Source organism: Candidatus Aquicultor secundus, from assembly GCF_002791875.1.
GTDB classification, from domain to species: Bacteria; Actinomycetota; Aquicultoria; order Aquicultorales; family Aquicultoraceae; genus Aquicultor_A; species Aquicultor_A secundus.
In genome coordinates, this window is the sequence record NZ_PFNG01000210.1 from 422 (window position 1) to 5,955 (window position 5,534).

Sequence of the window (5,534 nt, forward strand, 5' to 3'; positions counted from 1 at the left end):
AATTGTCGTCAAACAGCGCTTGTTTACAGTTCACCTCCTTAAGAATAAAAATAGGCAAGCGCTTTTTACTCACTTGCCTAATTCTGCGTTTGTGCTTTTATACCTTTAAAGATTTTGAAGAATCTTTTTTTTGCTAGCTCTGTTGGGCTTAGAAGAGTAACGAGGTGTTCTCTAGGAGTAAAGTGCTTTCGCCGCTATTAATGCAGTGATTCAAGAAAAGTTACTGGATCACACTGCAAGCTTTTCTTCATATAGGTAGGGCCGCAATAAAAACGGCAGTGAAACCAGGACTAGCGGCATAAATAACTGACCCTGATAAGAGCTGGCGCGCGCTGCGAGAAGATAAAGAACAAAGCCCACCATTAAAGACGCGATAAAGATGCGGCATACCCGCTCTTTCTGATAGAAGGCCGCAACAATTGCCGCAAACGGAAGAATCGTGCTTATACCGAGAAATGTAATTGGATATGCAAGATAATTTGTGGCCAAGGACACGGAGATCATATTCCAACCGACAAAGAACGTCGATAAGCCCTCGCCGCTGGCCAACACTATACTCGTCCTCACAAGATACTGGTGTAGCGCATAGAGCGCAAGAAACGATATCAGGGCGATTCCAAAGGAGAGCCATATCTTGCGCTCCTTCGTTACTATCCCTGCAAGTAAACCCGCCGCTATCAGCACGCCCATGGGCTCGCGTGATAGTGCGGCCAGGGTAACCACCGCAGCAGCCCCGATATACTGTTTCTGAAAAAACAGGGCTACACCAATCAGCCCAAAAAGGGCCGCCCACCAATCGGGAAACAGGATATTAACCCAGTTGGCGCCCAGGTATAGATACGGCGCAACAAGCAGAGCGCTTAAGCCCGCCACACCTGCACCCGCAGTCCTATTTATTCCATAGAAGGTTAGAACCAAGGCAATAACGGCAAGCATGAGCGAGAGGTAGTAGATATTACCCCCATTACTGCCTGCAAATATCCGCCATAAGTAGAAAACCGTGGGCAATCTAAATGTTATGTATCCGCTCAACCATTCCTTCGTTGGGTCGTTTACCCTCTTGTCCCCTTTAACTGCATCAGGTAAAGCGTGATAATAATTTTCTCCACCAGTCATATTGTAATAGGTCTTTAAATAAACATATGCATCGTAGGCATAGCTCTCGTTGGGAGGGTTCATCGAAAGCGTCGATGTAAGCTTTTCGCTGCTCCCAGCTGATATTACAAGAAAATTAAGTGCGATAATCGCTATAAGAATATGTGGGAGCCATTGCTTTAGGGGCTGCCAACTCTTTTCAGTATAGGTTATTAGAACAGCAAATAACCCAGCTAGACCGACCATTGCTATAGTTAAAAGCAGTACCTGTGCCGAGTCCGGCGTGGGCGCAAGCGATGAGGGCGCAAAGAAAGGCATACTTGTGACTGCATCCTGGAAAACTGCAAAAAAGGTATCCGGGTTTGTGCTCGCCCATGTGGAGACAAATGCTTGAAAATTCTCCAGGCTAAATATAAAAGAAGCGGTTATACAACCGAAGAAGGTAGCTGCTGAACTTAAGGCCACGGATATCCATTGGTCCAGCCCAGGCGTTAAGAGTCGAAGAACTACTGCAAGCACCAGGGGCATTACTATGATTGGCGCAGTCTTAAAAAACCAGAAATTATAGACAAAAACCAGCGCCCCCAGGATGGTAAGCGCGATAAGACGTAGAGGTGAGAAGGTCGGTTTACCCTTCTTGGCGCCTTTTGCCTGAACTTTTAACTTATCTGCAAATAGCAGTACCCCGGAAAAAAGCAGGGCGAGCAGGGCGTCTAAAAAGGGTGGCAAGGCAACCAAGTGCTTCACCATGACCATATAAGCGAAAAGCCCCACCATAGCCGAGGCCGCAAAACGGGATAAAAAAGCCACCGAAGTTACTTGGCTTTGCCAATCAGTGGTAATTGGTGTGGGGGATGACAGGTCTTTCTTCCTAGGGGTTTGCTTCTTTGTCATAGGTTCTCACCATAAAGGTTCATTGTCCCTGCTCCCGGCAACATCGATGTACAGTCCTTCGCTCCCTACGTAGCTCGTCATATAGCTAATACTCAAACGAGATTGTAGTATAGCCGCAGGGAACCGTCAAGGTGGTGTACGCTATAAAATGCGGCAAGCTCCCTCTTTTTCTCTAAGGAAACGCTATGCGCCCTAGCTAGCTACGCCCTCGGAATGCGTGGAAGCAGATTTCTTGTTCTGCTTGGGTGGTAATCCTTTTAAGCGCCCCTTAATGGCATAAAAATACCAGTGCAGATAATTTGGCAACCAGGATATAAGCCGAAATCTCGACTGGCCGGCTGTTCTATCCCACCAGGTCGACGGTATCTCGCCTACCTTATATCCCTTTATAAAGGCCTTTACGGTAAGTTCCATGCCTAACTCAAACCCGCCGTTGCTCTCGATCTCTATTGTCGATAAAACCCGCTCGCCGTACATCTTAAAACTGTTACTGACATCATGAGTTGGTATGCCTGTTAGCAGGTGTAATGAGATGCCCGCCACCCGGGACATAGTCCGCTTGATAAGTGGGCCCCCGATCTGGCGGCCACCCTTCATGTAGCGGGACCCGCATACCACATCAAAACCGTCGCGCTCTATCATCTCTCTCATGCGCTCAACGATACAGAGATCATCCGAGAGATCGGCCATTATTACCAGGGCGGACCCATCGGTAGACCGCTTTAACCCGGTTTTAATGGCCTGCAGCGCACCCCTGCCGAACTCGTTTTTGATAAGGTTAACGGGATATGGATAATCGCCCTCTGCCTGCTTGACCACCGGAATCGTCGTATCCTCATCAAAATCGTAGACGATCCATATCTTACAGGGAGGCATAGCGTTTTCTCTAACTTCGTCGAGTGTCTTAATAATAGTTTCGCTCTCATTGTAAACGGGGACGACAATGTTGAGCGTTTTCTTAGATGCCACCGACCTCTATCTCCTGCTTGATCCAAGGAATAAGCTCATCTAATGCTTCCTCCAAGGTTGTCGTAGCTTCAAACCCAAGCACGCGTCGCGCCTTATCAACACTGGGAACCCTCTTTTGCACGTCGTAAGAAAATGGCGGGTCGCTTACATATCTGAACGGTGTATCCGGGCCCTTGATCTTCTTCCAAATCAACTCAGCAAGCTCAAGCACGGTAGTGGACCTATCCGTTGAGATATTAAAGTCCTCATTGGTTGCTTCGGGCTTTTCAATAGATAGTCTGATGCCACGGGCAATATCGCCGGCATACGTGTAGTGGCGAATTTGATTGCCCTGGCCCAAAATATGCAAGGGGTCCTGGCCCTTTAGCACCTTTTGGATTAAGTCCGGCACGACATGGCTCATAGCCAGCTTTACGTTGCCGGACATGACCTCGCTCTCTTGCTTTGCGCGCTTTTCTCCAAGACCAACACAGTTAAAAGGCCTTATGCTGGTGAACGGAAGCCCGTACTGCTCGAACGCGCCTTTAGCAAAATACTCAGTGGCTAACTTCTGAAACCCATAGGTTGAGAGCGGTGGAGGGCATTTCAACTGGTCCCCCTCACAGCTAGGGTAGGTCGTGGTGCTCTCAAAGACCATTGAGGACGATATAACCGTCATCTTTTTCAGCTGTTTATTCTTGTACGCCCAAATAGCGGCATCAAAAGCGGCCGCCGTGAGGCGCTCGTTCTCAGCAATAAGGTCGTAGGCCAGTTGATGGAATAAAGAGATGCCCCCGATTATCGCCGCCCCGGCTACGAAGTGGTCGCAATCGGCTATCAACTCCTTTAAAAGGTCGATATCCTTGGCATCTCCTTCCACAAACGTGTAGTGGGGAGAAGAGTCAAAACTTCTCTTCACCGGTCCATATTTCGAATAATCATCAAGACCGATTACTTGGTACCCGGAATCCAGCAGTTCTCCTATTAGATAGCCTCCAATAAAGCCTGCTGCTCCGGTAATCAATACTTTCATAGTGTTATCCCTTGCCCGTAATAGTTCCAAACATCAACAATAAGCTTGCCTGCAAAATCTATATCCCTGTACTCATCATGGGGAGAGGCAAGTATTACTATATCTGAACGCTTAATCGTCTCATCAAGCGTATGGAAAGAATCATCTTTAATAAAAGGATCGGTGCAGAGGACTTCTTTTGCCTCAACCCCGAGTATTTTCCGCAGCTTATAGGCCAATGATTCACGAAAATCATCGTTATTGGCCTTAAATGCCATTCCAAGTATACCTATCACCTTGTCGCTAAGCGAGCCATGGGTCTTCTTTAGCTCCTCGACGATAAAGCTGGGCAGACCCTCATTGACAAGCATAGCGGCATGACCCAGAAAGAAATTATTTTTATTGAAGGCGGCTAGCTGAAGGGTATCTTTAAGCAAGCATGGCCCTGCGGCAAAGCCCGCACCTGGGAATCCGGCGGTGCGCGGGTAGTTATAGCGCATCGCATCAAAGATGCGATAGAAATCGAGGTTATACTGGCTGGCTATCATAAAAAACTGGTTTGCGGTGGCAAACTGTATATACCTCCATGAGTTGGTAAAGAGCTTCGCCAGCTCCGCCTCTATAGGTGTGAGCACCACGATATCATCATTAATCCGTGAGAATAGCTCGCTTGCCTCACGGATCGAGCGATCATCAAAACCGGATACTATCTGCGGCAAGACCTTAAGTTCTTCAATAGCTTTGCCCTGCGCGATCCTCTCCGGGCAAAACGTTATCGATAAGCGCTTTCCAGCACTATCGAGTATGCTCTTAACCTTCTCGGTTGTGCCTGGATAGACCGTACTACGAAGAATGATATGCTGGTTATCGACCAAATAAGGGGAAATTGTATTAAAGAAGTCGTTAATATCCGCAAAGTTAGGATTTAAGTGCCTGTCCACCGGGGTTCCAATCACTACCACCACATAGCGGCTGTTTGAGATCTGTGATGGGTCGTTCTTCGCCCATAGGTTATTACCGATAACCCGCTCCAGTATCTCCTGCGCCCCGTTCTCCATAAAAGGCATGTGTCCGGACATTACCTGCTGGACCTTAGCCTCGTCAAGATCTTGAACGGCGATCTTAAGACCGCTATCTGCTAGCACCAGGGCAAACGGGAGGCCTACATGGCCGCATCCCCCTACTACGCAGACATCATAGAGAAACGTCGCGCTTTCCTTATCCATCGTCTTGCAACCAAACCTTTCACGTGCTTGTTTGTTGGTTTATGGCTCTATTAATAACGTCGTGGCCGTTAGCACTTCAATTTTACTCTCTCTAGTAAGGATTTCCAAGTGCTTGATGGAGGTTTGATGGAGGTTTTGCCAACCCGAAGAGTAAAGATTACAATTAGCGGGGCCGTTTAAAGCTTACAGTGCAGTTTAAGTTCTCCCTCAACGAAGGCACGCAGATAATCCCTGCGCTCCAGGGAGGCTGCTTCAAAACGCAGGACCAGAACCGGTTGGGTATTTGAGGCGCGGATAAGCCCCCACCCGTCCTCAAAAATTATCCTTAGCCCATCAACGGTAATAATGTCGACAATCTT

The 5,534-nt window shown here is 48.0% G+C and carries 4 protein-coding genes and 1 pseudogene; all 5 read right to left on the minus strand.

The window, feature by feature from the left end:
• Positions 1-228 precede the first annotated feature (228 nt).
• A complete protein-coding gene (locus COY37_RS08890; RefSeq protein ID WP_286977274.1) occupies positions 229-1,989 on the minus strand; it encodes a hypothetical protein in 1,761 nt (586 codons plus the stop codon).
• A gap of 192 nt (positions 1,990-2,181) precedes the next feature.
• The gene (locus COY37_RS08895) at positions 2,182-2,958 is read right to left on the minus strand and encodes a glycosyltransferase family 2 protein (protein WP_286977275.1); all 777 of its coding nucleotides are present in this window, start codon (positions 2,956-2,958) and stop codon (positions 2,182-2,184) included.
• The gene (locus tag COY37_RS08900) at positions 2,948-3,970 is read right to left on the minus strand and encodes an NAD-dependent epimerase/dehydratase family protein (protein WP_286977276.1); all 1,023 of its coding nucleotides are present in this window, start codon (positions 3,968-3,970) and stop codon (positions 2,948-2,950) included. Before COY37_RS08900 ends, COY37_RS08895 begins: the two co-directional genes overlap by 11 nt.
• Positions 3,967-5,175, minus strand: a complete 1,209-nt coding sequence (locus COY37_RS08905) for a nucleotide sugar dehydrogenase (RefSeq protein ID WP_286977278.1) — start codon at positions 5,173-5,175, stop codon at positions 3,967-3,969. Before COY37_RS08905 ends, COY37_RS08900 begins: the two co-directional genes overlap by 4 nt.
• Positions 5,176-5,351: 176 nt before the next feature.
• A pseudogene (locus COY37_RS08910) lies at positions 5,352-5,534 on the minus strand (phosphomannomutase); the annotation flags it as partial.

Bases quoted from the DNA above. Each gene is read 5' to 3' on its own strand.
- COY37_RS08890 (WP_286977274.1), bottom strand. From the start codon at position 1,989: ATGACAAAGAAGCAAACCCCTAGGAAGAAAGACCTGTCATCCCCCACA.
- COY37_RS08900 (WP_286977276.1), bottom strand. From the start codon at position 3,970: ATGAAAGTATTGATTACCGGAGCAGCAGGCTTTATTGGAGGCTATCTA.
- COY37_RS08905 (WP_286977278.1), bottom strand. From the start codon at position 5,175: ATGGATAAGGAAAGCGCGACGTTTCTCTATGATGTCTGCGTAGTAGGG.